General features: G+C 71.4%; 12 protein-coding genes. 5 read left to right on the top strand and 7 right to left on the bottom strand.

Translation table 11 applies throughout. The features are described 5' to 3' along the window. Positions 1 to 61: 61 nt before the first annotated feature. Genes ACIQOE_RS38935 through ACIQOE_RS38920 form a run of 4 tightly spaced genes read right to left on the bottom strand, consistent with a single transcriptional unit; the run spans position 62 to position 4,879 of the window. Positions 62 to 1,081: a DUF5914 domain-containing protein gene (locus tag ACIQOE_RS38935; RefSeq protein WP_401416788.1), complete on the bottom strand. Its 1,020-nt coding sequence runs from the start codon at positions 1,079 to 1,081 to the stop codon at positions 62 to 64. After that, positions 1,078 to 2,094, bottom strand: coding sequence for a phytoene/squalene synthase family protein (locus tag ACIQOE_RS38930; RefSeq protein WP_401416787.1), 1,017 nt, complete (start codon positions 2,092 to 2,094; stop codon positions 1,078 to 1,080). Before ACIQOE_RS38930 ends, ACIQOE_RS38935 begins: the two co-directional genes overlap by 4 nt. Continuing rightward, positions 2,091 to 3,629: a phytoene desaturase family protein gene (gene crtI / locus ACIQOE_RS38925; RefSeq protein WP_401416785.1), complete on the bottom strand. Its 1,539-nt coding sequence runs from the start codon at positions 3,627 to 3,629 to the stop codon at positions 2,091 to 2,093. The genes ACIQOE_RS38930 and crtI overlap by 4 nt, the downstream gene beginning before the upstream one ends. Next, complete coding sequence (locus ACIQOE_RS38920) at positions 3,626 to 4,879, bottom strand: polyprenyl synthetase family protein (RefSeq protein ID WP_401416783.1); 1,254 nt, start codon at positions 4,877 to 4,879, stop codon at positions 3,626 to 3,628. The genes crtI and ACIQOE_RS38920 overlap by 4 nt, the downstream gene beginning before the upstream one ends. 262 nt (positions 4,880 to 5,141) lie before the next feature. Between ACIQOE_RS38920 and ACIQOE_RS38915 the strand changes: the two genes are divergently transcribed. From ACIQOE_RS38915 to ACIQOE_RS38900, 4 genes are all read left to right on the top strand, one after another. Further along, positions 5,142 to 6,338 (top strand): lycopene cyclase family protein, encoded by a 1,197-nt coding sequence (locus ACIQOE_RS38915; RefSeq protein ID WP_401416781.1) that lies wholly within the window; start codon positions 5,142 to 5,144, stop codon positions 6,336 to 6,338. A 61-nt stretch (positions 6,339 to 6,399) separates the two neighbouring features. Further along, on the top strand, positions 6,400 to 7,134 hold the full coding sequence (locus ACIQOE_RS38910; RefSeq protein WP_401416780.1) for a methyltransferase: 735 nt from the start codon (positions 6,400 to 6,402) through the stop codon (positions 7,132 to 7,134). Further along, on the top strand, positions 7,131 to 8,771 hold the full coding sequence (locus ACIQOE_RS38905; RefSeq protein WP_401416779.1) for an FAD-dependent oxidoreductase: 1,641 nt from the start codon (positions 7,131 to 7,133) through the stop codon (positions 8,769 to 8,771). The genes ACIQOE_RS38910 and ACIQOE_RS38905 overlap by 4 nt, the downstream gene beginning before the upstream one ends. Positions 8,772 to 8,896: 125 nt before the next feature. After that, complete coding sequence (locus ACIQOE_RS38900) at positions 8,897 to 9,763, top strand: hypothetical protein (protein WP_401416777.1); 867 nt, start codon at positions 8,897 to 8,899, stop codon at positions 9,761 to 9,763. Positions 9,764 to 10,374: 611 nt separating this feature from the next. On the opposite strand, the gene ACIQOE_RS38895 is transcribed toward ACIQOE_RS38900, so the two are convergent. The 3 genes from ACIQOE_RS38895 to ACIQOE_RS38885 form a co-directional block, all read right to left on the bottom strand. Beyond that, positions 10,375 to 11,772 carry a mercuric reductase gene (locus ACIQOE_RS38895; RefSeq protein WP_401416776.1) on the bottom strand — a complete coding sequence of 466 codons (1,398 nt, stop codon included), beginning with the start codon at positions 11,770 to 11,772 and terminating at the stop codon, positions 10,375 to 10,377. A 165-nt stretch (positions 11,773 to 11,937) separates the two neighbouring features. Next, positions 11,938 to 12,822, bottom strand: a complete 885-nt coding sequence (locus ACIQOE_RS38890) for an MBL fold metallo-hydrolase (RefSeq protein WP_401416775.1) — start codon at positions 12,820 to 12,822, stop codon at positions 11,938 to 11,940. A 94-nt stretch (positions 12,823 to 12,916) separates the two neighbouring features. Further along, positions 12,917 to 13,459, bottom strand: a complete 543-nt coding sequence (locus tag ACIQOE_RS38885; protein WP_351327062.1) for a carboxymuconolactone decarboxylase family protein — start codon at positions 13,457 to 13,459, stop codon at positions 12,917 to 12,919. On the opposite strand from ACIQOE_RS38885, the gene ACIQOE_RS38880 reads away from it, so the two are divergent. Further along, complete coding sequence (locus ACIQOE_RS38880; RefSeq protein WP_401416774.1) at positions 13,446 to 14,636, top strand: cupin domain-containing protein; 1,191 nt, start codon at positions 13,446 to 13,448, stop codon at positions 14,634 to 14,636. The genes ACIQOE_RS38885 and ACIQOE_RS38880 overlap by 14 nt on opposite strands. Positions 14,637 to 14,951: the final 315 nt, after the last annotated feature.

Raw genomic sequence — 14,951 nt, 5'->3', positions numbered from 1 at the left:
GCGGCGCCAGACCGGAGTGGTCGTGCGGTGGGGTGCACACCAGGGTCCGTGCGACGTCGGCTCAGCCCGGGAACCGACCGCTGGACCGCAGGGACCAGCGACGCTCGGCGTAGGCCAGGTCGTCGCGCCAGAGGCGTCCCGCGGCGTGCCGGACCAGCGGAGCCAGCAGGGGCCCGGCACGGCGCGTGAGGGCGAACCCCGGGCGTTCGGAGGTGGCCACGACGGCCTCGACCACGGCGGTGCGCGGGATGCCCGTCGCGTCGCTACCCAAGGGCGTCGCGTGCGTCTCCACGACGGAGCCCTCGCCCTCGCCGTCGGTGATCCGCATGACGACGGTCCGCGGTCCGGGTGCGGTGAACTCGGCGCGCACGGGCACGACGAGCCGTCCGGCGACCTTGAAGGACACGTCGACGACGAAGGCGTCCGCCCCCGTCCGACCGTCGGGCGGGCGGGGCGTGCCGACGACGGTGAGGTCGACGAAGGAGTACGGGTGGAACCAGGCGCCGTGCCAGGGGTCGAGGCGGTTGGCCACCACGTCCTCCGGTTCGCAGCGCCCGCTCCCCGTGTAGACGGCGACGAGCGCGTGGCGGGGGTCGGGGCGGACCGGCACCGTCGGCAGGTCGGTGGGTTCCTCGCCGCCGACCTCGTCCAGGCGTACCCAGAGCAGCACTCCGTCGTCGTACGCGGGCCAGGGCTCCCAGCCGGCGAACGGGGCGCCGTCCAGGGCCAGTCCGTGCCAGTGGCACACGAGCGTGCCGCAGCGCACCGGGCTGTCGCGCAGCGGCGCGCCCAGGTGGGGGCAGACACCGGGGCCGGCGACCAGGGCGCCGCGCCGGTCGCGCCAGAGCACCACCTCGTGTCCCTGGACGGTACGGGCCACGGGCCGGTCGGCGCGCAGGTCGCGGGAGGCGCCGACGACGTACCAGTTGCCGCTCGGCCGGGCCTGCGCACGCTTGAGTGCGTCGGCGATCAGCGCGGGACGCGCCTCGCGCCAGGTGGGGCGCTGGCGGTCCCAGGCGACGGGGCTGCGGCGCAGGCGCAGCGGCAGACGGCCGCGCCTGGGCGGTCCGGCGGGTGTCACAGGCTCTCCTTGGCGCGGGCGGGCGACGGAGCGGCGGCGCCGGGGCTGCCCGGCGGCCGACGGCGGGCGGCGAGGCGCGCCGCGGTGACGCGGAGCAGACCGTCGGCGGCGGTCAGGACGCGACGGCGTCGGGACACGACCGCGCGGCGGTGCAGCACCGCCCAGCCGTCGGCGGCGACGGCGTCCAGGATGCCGCGGTAGAGGACGAACGCCGTACGGATGCAGGGCCGGGTGACGGGGTCGAGCAGGGGGATACCGGGGGCCGCACGATCGTAGGCAGCACGGGTGAGGGCCTCGAACGCGCGGAGCGCGGCGACGACGCGCCTGTCGGTGCCGCCGGTGTCCCGGCAGTGGCGCAGCAGGTCGCGGTCGACGCCGTGCGCGGCTAGCAGGTCCCGCGGGACGTAGATCCGCCCGCGGTCGAGGTCCTCCCCGACGTCCCGCAGGAAGTTCGTCAGCTGGAAGGCGACGCCGAGTTCGGCCGCGTACGGTGCGGCCTCTTCCTGGGAGGCCACGGTGCCGAGCACGGGGAGCATCTGGAGACCGATCACGGCCGCCGAGCCGTGCATGTAGGCGCGCAGGGCGGCGAAGTCGGCGTACTCGGTGACGGTCAGGTCGCTGCGCATGGACCCGAGGAAGTCGGTGAAGTGACGGTGGTCGATGCCGTACCGGCGACTGGTGTCGGCGAGGGCGAGGGTGACCGGCGCGGCCCCGGTGCCGCCGGCCAGGCCCAGGGCGAGGTCGTCGGCCAGCCGGTCCAGGGCGGCGGCCCGCCGTTGCGTCCCGGTGCCGGCGAGCCGGCGCAGGTCGCCGTCGCAGACGTCGACGATGTCGTCCGCGTGGCGTGCGAAGCCGTACAGGGCGTGCACGGCGGGGCGCCGCTCGGGCGGGAGCAGCCGGGTGGCGAGGAAGTAGGTGCGGCCATGGCGTGCGTTGAGCCGGCGGCAGTGGGTGTAGGCGTCACGCAGTCGCGGCTCCGTGATGCCGGCGGCGTCCAGTTCGCGGGCCGTCATCGTCGGGCTCCTCGCGTCTCGGGGGTGGAGCTGACGGTGCCGGCGGGCCGTGCGCGCGGCCCGGTGATGCGGGAGGCCGCCAGCTTGCCCGACAGCAGGACGGGGGGTACGCCGACGCCGGGGGTGGTGCCGCACCCGGCCAGGACCGCGTTGGCGGTGCCGCGCACCAGGTTGCGGGGGCGGAACGGGCCGGTCTGGCCGAAGGTGTGCGCGGCGGAGAACGGCGTTCCCGCCGCGTGTCCGAGCCCGCTCCAGTCGGCCGGGGTGACCAGGCATTCGGTGGCGATGGCCGACGCGATGCCGGTCAGGCCCCTGCGGTCCAGTTCGCGCAGCAGGCTGTCACGGTAACGGGGGGCCAGGTCGGGCCAGTCGACGGCGTCGGGGCCGATATCGGTGTTGGGACAGGGAGCGAGGACGTAGTGCAGGTGGCGGCCGGGCGGGGCGAGGCCGGGGTCCGTCGCGGTGGGCCGGGTGATCAGGAGCGAGGGATCGCTCATCAGCTCGCCGGTGCGGGTGAGCTGACGGAACGTGCCGCGCCAGGCGTGCCCGAAGGACAGCGTGTGGTGGGCCAGTTCGGGCCAGGTGCGGTCGCAGCCGGCGTGCAGGACGACGGCGGACGGGGCGTGCCGCAGGCGCAAGGGGCGGCGCGGGGCGCGGCCCAGCAGACGGTACGTCACCGGCAGGTCGGGGGTGAGGACGACGGCGTCGCACGGGATGCGGTCATCGGCGGTGCGGACGGCCGAGATCCGGTCGCCGGTCCGTTCGAGGCCGGTCACCCGCTGCCCGTACCGGAACTCCGCGCCCGCCTCGGCGGCGGCTTCGGCCATCGCCCGGGGCAGCGCGTACATGCCGCCGCGCGGGAAGTACACCCCGGCGATGGTGTCCATGAACGCGATCACGGCGTAGGCGGCCAGGGCCCGTTCCGGCGGGACGCCGGCGTAGAGGGCCTGGAAGGAGAAGACGCGGCGCAGCCGTTCGTCCTGCAGGTGGCGGGCGATGCGCGCCTCCCAGCGGCCGAAACCGCCGAGAGCGGCGAGCCGCAGCAGGTCGGGGGTGAGGAGCTGGAACGGGGAGTCGAAGTCGGCGTCCAGGAAGCGCCCCCGCTCGGCGCGGTACAGCTCGCCCAGCCAGTGCCGCAGCCGGTGGTAGCGGGCCGCTTCGGCGCCTCCGGCGAACCGTTCGATCTCCGCTTCCATGGCCGCCGCGTCCGTGTGCACGTCGAGGGTGCTGCCGTCGGCGAAGCGGGCCCGGTAGGCGGGATGGAGAGGGATGAGGTCGACGCGGTCGCGCAGCGAGGTGCCGACGGCGGCGAACGCCTCGTCGGCGATGTCCGGCATGGTGAGCACGGTGGGGCCGGTGTCGATGAGGTAGCCGCCGAGTTCCAGGCGTCCGGCCCGGCCGCCCGGCCGCGGGTCGCGTTCGACGACGGTCACCCGGCGGCCCGCGCCGAGCAGGTGCAGGGTGGTCGAGAGGCCGGCCAGTCCGGCGCCGACGACCACGACGTGGTCGGTGGGTCCCGTCACCGTCCTGGTCACTTGGCCGCCTCCGATCCCGCCGAGGTGGCGGGGGAGGGGTGCGGGCCCGGCCGGGGGGTGCCGGTGATCTCGGCCAGCAGGGCGGCCAGCCGGTCCGCCGGCCGCGGTTCGAGGGTGGCCGAGGCGAGATGGCGCAGCGACTGCCGGGCCAGCCGTCCGATCTTGGTCTCCACCAGGTCTCGGGCGCCGGTGGCCGCCAGCACGTCCCGGACGTCGCCCAGTTCACGTGGCGTCAGGTCCGCCCGGCCGACGGCGTGTTCGAGCACACCGAGCGCGGCCCGGTCCCCGGAGGCGGCGGCTCGTGCCCGTGCCACCGCCAGGAGGTAGGTGGGTTTGCCCTCGCGCACGTCGCCGCCGCTCGGCTTGCCCGTGGCGGCGGGGTCGGCGAAGACGTCGTCGAGATCGTCCCTGAGCTGGAAGGCCAGTCCGGCCGAGCGTCCGGCGAGGCACAGCGTCCTGGTGGTGGCGGTGTCGGCGCCGGCCAGCACCGCTCCGAGTTCCAGCGGACGTTCCACGGTGTAGAGGGCGCTCTTGAGGCAGGCGGCGCGCAGCGCGCGTCCGACGGTCAGGGCGGAGGTGGCCTGGCCCTGGACGTCGAGGTACTGCCCGGCGACCATCTCGGTGCGCAGGGTGCGCCAGACCTCCCCGAGACGGTGCGCGGTCTCCCGGGGCAGTTCCGGGTCCAGCACGAGCCGGCCGAGTTCGTCGTCCGCCCAGGCGAGCGCCAGGTCGCCGGCGAGCAGCGCGGCGGACGCGCCGAGCCGCCGGGCCGCGGGCCGTGGCGTCGTGCCGGTGTACTGGGCGGTCACGTCGGCGTGCAGCGCCGGTGCGCCGCGGCGGGTGGACGCCTCGTCCATCAGGTCGTCGTGGACCAGAGCACAGGTCTGGATGAGTTCGAGCGCGGCCGCCGTACGCAGCGCCGCGCGGACCTGGACGGTGTCCTCGCCGCCGCAGGCGCGCAGCGACCACCACACGAGCCGGGCACGGAACCGGCGGCCGCCGCGCCGGGCGAAGCGGGCGACGCGCTCGGCGATGTCGTCGGCGAACACCGGGTCGAGCGCACGGCAGTCCGCGAGGCGCCCGGTGAGCAGGTCCCGCAGCTCCCTGCCGACGGCGCCCGGCACGTCGGCGTCGACGGTGCCCGCGTCGTCCGTGCCGTCCGTGCCGTCCGGATTCCTGGGTTCGACCGGGGCCGGCGGCGTACGGGGTGCCGCTGCCGTGAGGCGGCCGAGCACCTGGGTGGAACGCATCGTGGATCCTCTCGCCGTCCGGAGAGCGGGGCCGCTCGCCCCGGGCTCGCCTGTCCGTTCTCGTGGCTCGTGTCTCGTCTTCCGTCGTCACACATTCCGCTGCGTCGTGACACATTCCGCGCGGATCACCGCGCCGGATGCGCCGTTCGGTGGACTTGTCGGCGCCGGGAGCGGGCGGCGGCACGACACGCCCACGGCTGCATCCACCGGGGCGGTGCGGCGGGAAGACTGGTCGGGTCAACGGGCCGGGGAAGGAGCCGCCGTGAGGGTCGAGCCGGACGTCGCGGTGGTCGGTGCGGGCGCCGCGGGCCTCTCGCTCGCCCTCCTGCTGGCCCGGCCCCCGGCGGGGGCGCGACCGGTGACGGCGGTGGTGCTGACGGCGCCGCCGGGCCCGTTGCGCGCGCCGCGCCGCACCTGGTGCTACTGGGAGGCGGGCGAAGGACCGTACGACGGGGCGCTGACGGCCTCCTGGCAGCGGCTGCGGGTGCGGGCGGGCGACGGGCGGCCGGTGACCGCCGCGATCGAGCCCTGGCGGTACAAGATGCTCGGCTCGGACGCGTTCGAGGAACTGGCGGGCCGGGCGCTGCGGGTGAGTCCCTGGGTGACGACGGTCGAGGCGGCCGTCGAGAGCGTGACGGCCGTACCCGACGGTGCCCTGGTACGGGCCCGCCGGGCCGACGGCCGCGAGGTGGACGTACGGGCCCGCTGGGTGTTCGACTCGCGTCCGCCGGCCCGGCTGCCCGCCGCCCGCACGACGCTGCTGCAGCACTTCCACGGCTGGTTCGTACGCACCCGGCGGCCGGTGTTCGACCCCGCCACCGTGGAGTTGATGGACTTCCGTACCCCGCAGCCGGCGCACGGGCTGTCCTTCGGCTACGTCCTGCCCACCGGCCCGCACGAGGCACTGGTGGAGTACACGGAGTTCTCCCGGCAGGTACTGGACGCCGACGCGTACGACCGTGCGCTGCGGGACTACACGGGCCGGATCCTGCGGATCGGCGCACACGAGGTCACCGCCCGCGAGCAGGGCATGATCCCGATGACGGACGCGCGCTTCCCCCGGCAGGCCGCTCCGTCGGTGTTCCGGATCGGAGCCGCGGCCGGGGCCACCCGGCCCGCGACGGGCTACACCTTCAGCACGGTGCAGCGGCAGGCCGCCGCCGTCGCGGCCGCGCTGCACGCCGGGCGCCACCCGCTTCCGCCGCGCCCGCACTCGGGGCGCTCCCGGCTGATGGACGCCGCGCTGCTGCACGCACTCGACCACGGCCGCGTCGACGGACCCGCCTTCTTCACCCGCCTGTTCGACCGGGTCTCCGCGCCTCGCCTGCTGCGGTTCCTCGACGGTCGCACCAGCCTGCCGGAGGACCTGTCCATCGGCCTGCACGTGCCCGTCACCGCGATGCTCGGCTCGGTCCTCGCCCTGCCGTTCACCCCGCGCCGAGACCTCCCGCCGGCATGAGGCCCGCCCCGAAGCGGCCCGACCCTACGCCCCCGCCCCGACGACCCCCAACGGAGATGGCATGCCCGTGCTGCGTGACGCCGACCTGGCCAGCGCGTTCAACCACGCCGCCCGCAGTTACGACACGCTGGTGGCGGCCAACCCCGGCTACCACGCCCATCTGCGCCGCTCCGCCCGACGGCTCGGCCTGCCTCCCGGCGGTCCGGCCTTGCGCATCCTGGACCTCGGCTGCGGCACGGGCGCCTCGACGGCCGCGCTGGCCGCGGTGCTCCCGGGCGCGGACATCACCGCCGTCGACGCGTCGGCCGGCATGCTGCGGCGCGCGGCCGGGCGGCCCTGGCCACGGCCGGTGCGGTTCGTGCACGCGCCGGTGGAAGGGCTCGCCGAGGCGGGCGTGCACGGCCCCTTCGACGCGGTCTTCGCCGCCTACCTGCTGCGCAACACCGCGGACCCGGACGGGGTGCTGGCCGGCGCCTACCGGATGCTCGCCCCGGGCGGCCGCCTGGCGGTGCACGAGTACGCGCTGAGCGGGCGGGCGGCCCACCGCGCGGTGTGGAACGCGGTCTGCGGCGGACTGGTGCTGCCGGTCGCCACGCTGCTCGGCGACGGGCCGCTCTACCGGCACCTGTGGCGCAGCGTCGTCACCTTCGACACTGCGTCCCAACTCGCCCACCGGGTAGGGCGAGCCGGCTTCGAGCGGGTGCGGGTGCTGCCGCTGCCGGGCTGGCAGACCGGCATCACCCACACCGTGCTCGCCCGCCGCCCCTCGGCCGACCCGGACGGGGAGGGACGATGACCGCCCCGGCCCGCGGCCCCCGTCCGCCTCTCCCCGGCAGGGACAAGCTGGCGACACTGCTGCCCGCACCGTCCGGCGCCGCCCGCGCGGAGGGCACCGGCGCACCGCGCGCGGCGGTCGTAGGCGGCGGCATCGCCGGCCTGACGGCGGCCACCGCCCTGGCCGAACGCGGCATCCGGGTCACCCTGTACGAACGGGACGCCCAACTCGGCGGCCGGCTGGCCGGGTGGCGGACCCGGCTCGCCGACGGGTCTGCGGCCACGATGAGCCGCGGCTTCCACGCCTTCTTCCGGCAGTACTACAACCTGCGGTCCCTGCTGCGACGCACCGACCCCGCCCTGACCGGCCTGACCGCGCTGCCCGACTACCCGCTTCGGCACGGCAGCGGCCGCCGGGACAGCTTCCGCCACGTGCCGCGCACACCCCCGTGGAGCGCGCTCGGGTTCGTGGCGCTGAGCGAGTCGTTCTCCGTGCGCGACCTGCCCCGGATCCGGCCGCGCGCCGCGCTGCCGCTGCTGGACGTGCGGGTCCCGGACGTGTACGAGCGACTGGACCACGTCAGCGCCTACGACCTGCTGGAGGCGATCCGCTTCCCCGCGGCCGCCCGGCACCTGGCGTTCGAGGTGTTCTCGCGCAGCTTCTTCGCCGATCCACGCGGGCTGTCGGCCGCGGAGATGGCACTGATGTTCCACGTCTACTTCCTCGGTTCCTCCGAGGGCCTGCTGTTCGACGTGCCCAGCGAGCCGTTCCCGCAGGCCCTGTGGGACCCCCTGGCCGCTCGCCTCGACCGGCTCGGCGCCGAGGTACGCACGGACACGGCGGTCGACGAGGTCTCCGTGACGCCCACAGAGGGTTTCACCGTGACCGCCGCGAGCCGTACGGAGCCGTACGACGCGGTGGTCCTCGCCCTGGACCCGGCCGGGCTGCGTTCCCTGGTGGCCCGTTCGGCCGGCCTCGGCGACGCGCGATGGCGCGAGCGGATCGCGCGGCTGCGCAACGCGCCGCCCTTCCTGGTCTCCCGCCTCTGGCTGGACCGTCCGGTACGCGCGGACCGGCCGGGGTTCCTGGGCACCAGCGGATACGGCGCCCTGGACAACGTGAGCGTGCTCAACGCCTGGGAGGGCGAGGCCGCCCGCTGGGCCGCCCGCGCGGGCGGTTCGGTGCTCGAACTGCACGCGTACGCCCTGCCCGAGGACGCGGACCGGGAGACCGTCGCCAAGGAACTGCTCGGCGAACTGCACCGCCTGTATCCGGAGACCCGCCAGGCCCGGGTGGTCGACGCCCGCCACGAATGGCGGGCCGACTGCCCGCTGTTCCCGGTCGGCGGCCACGGCGACCGGCCGACGGTGCACACGTCCGTGCCCGGCCTGGTCGTCGCCGGCGACACCGTCCGCACCGGCCTGCCGGTCGCCCTGATGGAACGGGCAGCCACCAGCGGCTTCCTCGCCGCCAACACACTGCTCGGCCGATGGGGACTGCGCGGCCACGACCTGTGGACGGTACCCGGCCGGGGACGCTCCGCGGTACTGCGACTGGCGGCGGGCCGGTTCGGCGCCGCGTACGGAGACGAGGAGCGGCGCGGGGTTCCGGGAAACGGGTTGTTCATGGACCGGATGTCGACCACGATCACCTCGTGACGATCAGAAAGGCCCATGCCGTCTAGGCGGCCCGCTTCGCTCTCCACCGCTCGCGCGCCGCCAAATCGCCGCTCACTCCAGCGCCCGATGGCCGCGACCGACCACCCACTCAGGAGAGCCCGCCCATGCAGAACACCGCCCTCGTCCCTTACGCCGACCTGCCCCAGGAGCACCGCGACCGACAGGTCCTGACCAGTACCGTCGACGTCTTCGGCACCGCTCACTGGCTGCTCGCCGAACATGCTCCGCAGCCCCGCGGCGATGTCCGTCCCTTTGACGCACTGGTCGTCTCCGTCGATCCGGGCGGCACCGTCCAAAGCACCGAACTGAACGCCGTACGGGTCCGTTGGCCGCACCTGGACCGCTTGCCCGACGGCGGGTTCGTCGTCGCCGCGTCCCGCGCCCGCCGGCACGAGGACGCGCACCAAGTCCAGGTCTTCGACGCGCTCGGCCGCGAGATCTCGTCCTTTACCGTAGGGGACGCCATCGAGCACCTGCTGGTGGACGAGACGGGCCGTATCTGGGTCGGGCACTTCGACGAGAACCCGATCGGAATCCGCTGCTGGACCGCCGAGGGCCGACTCGTCTGGACGTCGGACGACGCCGGCATCCCGGGTCTCTTCGACTGCTACGCCCTGAACGTGTCGGGCGCCGCCGCCTGGGCGTGCCCGTACACGGACTTCCCGCTCGTCGAGATACGCCCGGACCGCACCAGTGGGCCCGTCAGGGTGTGGGCGAACGGCGTACGGGGTTCCCACGCGGTGGCCGTCCACGCCGAGCGGGTCGCCTTCTACGGCGGCTACGGCAAGGAGCGGGACCGACTCGTCCACGGAGAGATCACCGCAACATCCGTCGAGTCAACGGGCGTCGGCCTGCTCACCCTGCCTGACGGCTCGTCCCCCAGGCGTCGGCGGGTTGTCGCCCGAGGCAGCAGGATCTACGTCCAGGCCGAGTCGTTCACCACCTGGGGCGTGTACGACCTCGACAGCTGACACCAGACGCGACACCACGGCAACCGCCATCGCCGTTGAGTCCCTCGCGAGCCGGCGGGTGCAGTCGGCGTTGCGACCGGTGACGCGTACGTAGTCGGCGGCGATGTCGCCGAGTGGCCTGTCGGTGGCGGGCAGCGGGTCGAGCGTGTGCCGGGCATGCAGGCAGCAGCGTGGGCTTCCACGACCACCGGCTGCGCCGACTGACCCGGGTCGGATCGGCAGGAACCAGGGTGCACGGCGTGCGGTCGGCCGCCTTGCCCTGCGCGGCCTGCTGCTGGAGGGACTTGACGAACAGCGTGTGCCCCTGCGTACCCGCGAGTTGCCGGCGTCCGCGCCCACCAGCAGGTCGCCGAGCCACTGCCGGCCTGCCCGCCGAGATCCTGGACGGCACACCCCACATCCTCGTCCCCGCTGGGCCCGGCTGGATGTTCGTATGCGCCTGGCGCACCGGCACCCAGTTGGCCGCGGACCCGACGCGCGACAACGACGGCTCTTACGTGGTGTGGGCATGCACCATCACCTTCGCCCGCCGCACCATACGCACCCAGCCCACTCGCTGACCCGCACCGAGCGCCAGTACGGCAACGGCTACGGCGCTGACCGGCGGGGCACTAGGCGTCGACCGGGCCGACTGCCGAGAAGAGACTGTTGAGTCCTTCTGCCAGCAGAGGGTGCGTGAAAATGGCATCGGCCAAGGCGGTGTACGGAAGCTTTCCAAGCATGGCGATCTGGATGATCGACATGATCTCTCCTCCCTCGGCGCCCAGCACGGTTGCCCCGAGGATCTGGTGGGTCCGGGCGTCAATGAGAGCCTTCATGAAGCCGCGTGTCTCTCCCGTCTCAATGGCCCGCACGACGGCGCTCATCGGCAGTCTCCCGATGAGAATGTCTCGGCCTTCTTCCCTTGCCTGGCGTTCCGTCATGCCCACGCGACCCAGCTGAGGGTCGATGAACACGGCGTACGGCACGATCCGGTCGCGCATGCTCACTTTCTCGCCGCCGACCAGGTTGGCGTGCAGGACCCGGTAGTCATCGAAGGAGAGATGAGTGAACGCTGGTCCGCCTTTGACGTCTCCCATCGCGTATACGCCGGGGACAGAGGTCTCCAAGTACTCGTCGACTTCGATGAAACCTGTGGATTGCAACCGGATGCCGGCCGAGGCCGGCGCAAGTGCCTCTACGTTGGGGACCCGACCGATGGCCGACAGCAGGTGAGAACCTTCGATCTTTTCCTCACCGTTCGGTCCGAGGACGGTCAGGCGTACCCGGCCGTCGTCGGTTTCTTCTACTCGGTCGGGCGCCACGGACGTGAGGACCGTGATGCCCTCGTCTCTCAAAACAGCGGCGACCTCGGCCGAGACGTCGTCGTCCTCGCGTGTCAGCAGGCGCGGACCCGTGTGAACGATGGTGACCTCGCTGCCGAAGCGGCGGAACATCTGCCCGAATTCCAACCCGATGTAGCCTCCTCCGAGGATGATCAGATGCTCGGGGAGTTCGCCCAGTTCCATGATGGACGTGGAGTCGAGAAGGCGGACATTCTCAGAGCCGTTCAACGCGAGCGGCTTGGGCCTGGTGCCGGTGTCGATGACGATCACAGGCGCGGAGAGATTCCGGATGCCGCCGCCGTTCAACGCGACCTGTACCGCATGGGGCCCGGTGAAGCGCGCCTCGCCTTCGATCAGTTGGAGTCCGTCCTGGGAGAGACGGCTCGTGTAGTTGTCCCGGGCCCCGGCCACCATGGCCCTTTTGCGCTCGCGCACGGCGGCCAGGTCAACGGAGACAGGCCCTGTGCGCACGCCGTACTCGGCACCCCGCCTCGCCTGATAGGCCAGACGCGCGCTGGCCACCATGGTCTTGGTCGGCGTGCAGCCCGTGTTGACGCAGACACCTCCCAGGTGACCGCGTTCGACGAGGGCTACTCTCTTGCCGGCCTTCGCCAGATCGAGAGGCAGGAATCGGCCGCCTTGGCTGGTGCCGATAACAATCGCGTCGAAGTTCTCGTCCGTCATGCGGCACAGCATGATCTCGTTGGTTGTCGAAGTCCATCACCGCGGGATGCATGGCGATCCTTCAAGATGGGCCGACGACTCAGGCCACGAAAGGCTCCCACGTTCTGTGCGAACGCCAGGAGTTCACGGCAGAAGGCGGGATTTTGCGCGTACCGTGTCATGGGGTCATTCCGCCAGGGCCGCGGGAATGTTGACGTTGAAGTGAATGAAGTCGTACATGCTGTAGTCGCTGTATTCCTTCATCGCCAGCGCCTCTCGGATCCGCTCTTGCGACATCCCCTGGTCCTTCGCGTCCCTGGCTAGGCTCGTGAGACGTTCGATGTACGAGATCGAGTGCAGAATGTCCGAGCGGTGCATGGTCCCACCGTGGCCTGGAACAATCAGGGTGTCGTCGTCGAGCATCTCGTACAGGCGCCGATAAGTGGCGAGCGAGTCGGCTACTCGACCGTCGAGCAACCACGGGAACGCGGGCGGCGGAGCCTGCAGGGCATTGCCGACGAAAATGACGTTGTCTTCCCGGACACGGACGACGAGATCGCCCTCTGTCTGACAGAAGCCGATATAGGCGATGTCCACATGCTTGCCGCCCAAGTCGACAGAGCATGATTCGGTCACCGTGACGTCCGCCGAGCGGGGCACCACCTCCTCGATGCCCTCCTTCGCGCCGAGCAGACCGATCATGAATTCCCGGTCCTGCTCGAATCGTTCCTCGATGGTGCGCTTCGTCGCTTCGTGGTGGATGATCACCGTCTGGGACGGGAAGGCGAAATTACCGAAGCAGTGATCGCCGTGGAAACTGGTGTTCACCAGGAACCGGATGGGCGCGGGGGTGATCTTGCGCACCTCGCCGATCACCTGTGAGGCCAGGCGTCCGTTGCTCAGCGACTCGATCACCAGAACACCCGATTCGCCGACGACGAATCCGGCATTCGTCGCCGTGTGGTCGGTCTCGTCGACGTCCGCGGCCATGACGGCGTACACGCTCTCGCCGATTTCCCGCGCACGCATGGTGACGTCAGCCAGTTCGAAGGGCTTGCTCTTCTGCTGCATTATCTCTCCGATGATATGGCGAATGGCCTTAAAGGGCTGGGGCCACGCCGCCAGGCTATTTCATACGTGAGTCCCGTGAGGGTAAGGAGGCTTCCTACCGTGGCGTGACGAGCTCGGGGTACTCGTTGGGGGTGTCGTTGAACCGATTGAAGTAGTTGGTCAGGGTATTGAGCGCGATATTGCCGATCACCTCGGCTATCTGCGCGTCCGTGACACCGGCGTCCCGGGCCTCCCGGAGGTCCTCGTCGGCGACCGACCCGCGGCCGCGGGAGATGGCGTCGGAGAGTTTGAGGATGGCGTCCGTGTGAGGTTCGCTGGAAGCGGCATCCCGGGCCATCGAGATTTCGGCCTCGTCCATCTTGGCGACGTTCTTCGCGAGGAAGCTGTGGGCCGACAGGCAGTAGGTGCACCGGTTGTACTCGGCACTGCTCAGGGCCAGTCGCTCGCGGACGGCCGGCGGCAGCACACCCTCCTTGAGCGCTCCGGCCAGCGCGAGCCATGCCTTGAGCACCGCAGGGTTGACGGCCATGTACTGGGCCATGTTCGGGACGGCGCCGATGGTCTTCCGCATCTGGGTGTAGAGGTCCGCGACCTCGTCGGCTGCCTCGTCCGGTGTGACCGGCGTGAGCGTGGTCATCGTTGCTCCTTCTGTGCTTCAGGGGCGGCATCAAGCCTTGCTGAGTCGAGTCTGCGCGGACCAGAATGCGACAGACAGGCTGCTCAGGATCAACTTTCGGCTCGAACGTCTCACAGCACGTACGCGACGGCCGCGCGCCGATGGCCCCGCAGCGGACAAGATCACCACTCAGGACACCGCCTCACACACCGCCTCAACACACCGCCTCGCACTCCGAAAGACACACACGATGGATCCGGTAAGTCACCTCCTTCGCCTGGCAAAGGTCACCGCGACGCTCGACAGGCGTTGCCTGCTGGGCGCAGCCACCAGGATGGACGTGGGCGAGCGGCAATTCCTTGAAGCGCAGTTCCATGTACTTCTGGAGGGCGAGTGCCAGCTGCTCGTGTCCAACATGGTGGTGGACATGAAGCCGGGCGATTTCGTGTTGATTCCCGGCGGGGCGGCACATCGGGTCATTACGCCAGGGAAATATCCTGAGGTTCCGACGGCTGAGGTGGAGGAAGAGTCGTTCATCACCACACACAGTGCGGATGGCGGAAGTCCCGTGATCGACTTGTTCTGTGGGCACTATGCGTTCGATCCCGGAGCCGGCGCCGTGTTGTTCCGTACGCTCCCGGATCCCGTTCATGTTTCCTTCGGTGATTCCGTTGAAACTGACACAATGCTGCGAACCCTCAGCGAACTCATGCGTAGCGAGGCCGGAAACAGAGGGCCGGGGACATCGGTGATCCTCTCCGCCTTTTCCACGGTGCTTCTTGCGATGGTTCTGCGCTCTGCCCGGGGCTCCGCGACCGGAGAAGCCCTCTGGACGGCCTCGTCGGATCCTCGCATCGCGGAAGTCGTGCAGGCGGTCCTGGAAGAACCGGGAAATGATTGGTCCATCTCGCGGCTCGCGCAACTGGCAGCCATGTCGCGGGCAACCTTCCTGCGACATTTCACGCGGGAAACTGGAATGACGGTCGGTGTCTTTCTCGCACGCTCGCGCGTGATGGCGGCGGCGGAGATTCTTTCATCGACGGGAGATACGGTCGCCACCGTCGCCGGCCTGGTCGGATACGGTTCGGAGTCCGCGTTCTCTCGCGTCTTCCGGTCGGAAGTCGGTATGTCTCCCGCCGAGTTCCGGCGTGATCAGGTTCGGCGAGAGAGGAATCTCCGCGGAATCAGGACCAAGTGAAGTGATCGCTGCTTCGCAACAGGTATCCATCACTTCTCGGCCCCCATACCGGCAGCCGATCTCGGGCTCCATGGGGGTGAGGCTGCGGTTACGGCTGCCGCGCCCCTCCTGGGACTTGCCCTCCCGCGTGCACCAGGAGGGCAAGCCGCATCGACGTAGTGCAACCGGACGCACTACACACTGAGAATTCGCAGTGGCGGGGCAGTACGGATGCGGCCACGCGGAGCCGGACCTCCGAAGTCGAGCGACTACGTAGAGTGCCGGGATCTCGCCGACTGTGAGCGTGAACCTCGAATGGCTTCACCCCGAACACCC

The organism is Streptomyces sp. NPDC091282 (assembly GCF_044757385.1).
In the GTDB taxonomy this organism is placed as follows: domain Bacteria; phylum Actinomycetota; class Actinomycetes; order Streptomycetales; family Streptomycetaceae; genus Streptomyces; species Streptomyces gramineus.
This window is presented reverse-complemented; position numbering and strand designations above follow the sequence as displayed.